Source organism: Actinomadura sp. (genome assembly GCF_044508335.1).
GTDB lineage: Bacteria > Actinomycetota > Actinomycetes > Streptosporangiales > Streptosporangiaceae > Spirillospora.
The window spans coordinates 1-2225 of sequence record NZ_JBIQHY010000160.1 but is presented as its reverse complement, the minus strand read 5'-3'; the positions used below and the strand labels follow the sequence as shown (position 1 = coordinate 2225).

Here is a 2225-nt window from a genome sequence, read left to right as displayed (position 1 = left end):
CATCCCGCCTGGTCAGGCGTGAGGCGCCGCGCCCGGCCGGAGGGCCGGCGGCAGGTTCGGCAGGTTCGGCGGGCGCGGCAGGTTCGGCGGGGGAGGCCGCGCCGGGGCCGGATGAGAAGGCCGCGCCGAAGCCGGACGGGGAAGCCGCGCCGGGGCCGGACGGGGAAGCCGCGCCGGGGCCGGACGGCGAGGTCGTGCCGGAGCCCGACCGGGAGGACGCGCCGGGGCCGGACGGGGAGGCCGCGGCGGGGGACGCCACCGGAGAGCTTGCGCCCGGACCGGGCGGAAAGGAACGGACATGACGACCCTCGGAGTACGTCCGAAGGTGGGTGGTCCGCCCCCGGCGCCGCGCCGGTCACGGTCCAGCTGGCACGCCATCGCGAACGGGGTCGTGCTGGCCTGGCTGGCGCTGACCGTCGTCGCCGCGCTCGTCCGGCATGACCTGCCGATGCCGCGGTGGCTGCTGATCCACCTGTTCCTGCTCGGCGCGGTCACCAACGCGATCGTGACGTGGACGGAGCACTTCGCGTCGGCGCTGCTGCGCGTCCCCGCCCCGCCCGACTGGTGGCCGGTGACGCGGCTGGCGGTGCTGAACGCCGGGATCGCCGCCGTGCTGTGCGGGGTCTCCGAGGGATACGCCGGGCTCGCCGTCGGCGGGGCGGCCGGTGTCGTGGGCGTCGTCGCCGCGCACGTCGCCGTGCTGGGCCTGCGGGGGCGGGGCGCCCTGGGCGGGCGGTTCGCGCACGTCGTCGCCTGGTACCTGTGGGCCGGGGCCGCGCTGATCACGGGCGGGACGCTGGGCGGGCTCATGGCGTCCGGGCGCGTGCCCGCCGGCTGGCACGAGCGCCTGCACGCCGCGCACGCGCAGGTCAACCTGCTGGGCTGGGTCGGGCTCGCCGTGCTCGGCACGCTGTTCACGCTGTGGCCGACCGTGCTGCGCACCCGGATGGTGGACGGGGTGGGGCAGATCGCGCGCTGGTCGCTGCGCGCCGCCGTGCCGGGGCTCGCGCTCGCGGTCGGCGGGCTCCTCGCAGACCTGCGGTGGGTCGTTGTCGCAGGTCTCCTGGTGTATGCGGGTGCCGCTGGTCTGGCTCTCGTCCCCTTCGTCCAGACGCTGCGGCAGCGGCGCCCGCATACACCCGCGTCCTGGATGCTCGCCGCCGGGACGTCCTGGTTCGCCGTCGCGCTGATCGCGGACGCGGCGCGGCAGAGTCTCTCCGGGCTGCTCCCGCTGGTACTGGTCGGGTTCGTCGGGCAGACGCTTCTGGGCGCCCTGACGTTCTTGCTGCCCGTCGTCCTCGGCGGGGGACCGGGGGCGTTGAAGGCCAACTCGGCGGTGATCGAGCGGGTCTGGGCGGCGCGCGTCGTGGCGATCAACGCCGCCGTGCCGCTGCTCGTCCTCCCGGTCCCGGAATGGGCGGACCGCGCCGGATGGATCGTCGTCCTCGCCGCGCTGGCCGCGTTCGTCCTGCTGGCGGTCGCGACGATCCTCCGCACGCACCGGCCGTCCCCGGTCGTCGCGGGCGTCACCGCCGGCGTCCTCCTCACCGCCCTGGCCGTCGGGCTGACGGCGGGCGGCGACTCGTCCTCGTCCTCCCAGACGGTGGCCGCGTCGGGGACGCGGGTGGTGGAGGTGAGCCTGGTCAACATGCGCATCTCCCCGGAGACGATCGAGGCGGCGCCGGGGACGCGGCTGGTGTTGCGGGTGACCAACAAGGACGCGATGCAGCATGATCTGCGGCTGGAGTCGGGGCAGGCGACGCCGATGCTGGGCAAGGGGGAGTCGGCGACGCTGACGGTGCCGTCGGTGACCGGCACCATCGACGGGTGGTGCACCGTGCCGGGTCACCGCGCGGCCGGCATGACCATGCAGATCAAGACCACCGCGTCGGATGCGCACGCGGCCCACGCCCCCACCACCGCCCCCTCCACCGCCCCGTCCGCGGCCCCCTCCACGATGGGGCATGAGGCGATGGGCACCGGCCAACTGGACATGGCGGCCGATCCCTCGCCCGGCTGGAAGCCGTTCGATGCTGCGCTCAAGCCCGCGCCCGGCGGTAAGGAGCACCGGCTGGAGTTGCACGCCACCGACCGGGTGCTGGAGGTCGCGCCCGGGGTGCGGCAGACGATGTGGACGTTCGGCGGCAGCGTGCCCGGGCCGGTGCTGCGCGGCCGGGTGGGGGATGTGTTCACCATCACGCTGGTCAATGACACCGCGATGGGGC

General features: G+C 75.5%; 1 protein-coding gene. It reads left to right on the top strand.

From position 1 onward, the window contains the following. Positions 1–298 precede the first annotated feature (298 nt). On the top strand, positions 299–2225 hold a 1927-nt coding region (locus ACIWVC_RS32110), incomplete at its 3' end, for a cupredoxin domain-containing protein (RefSeq protein ID WP_396454990.1).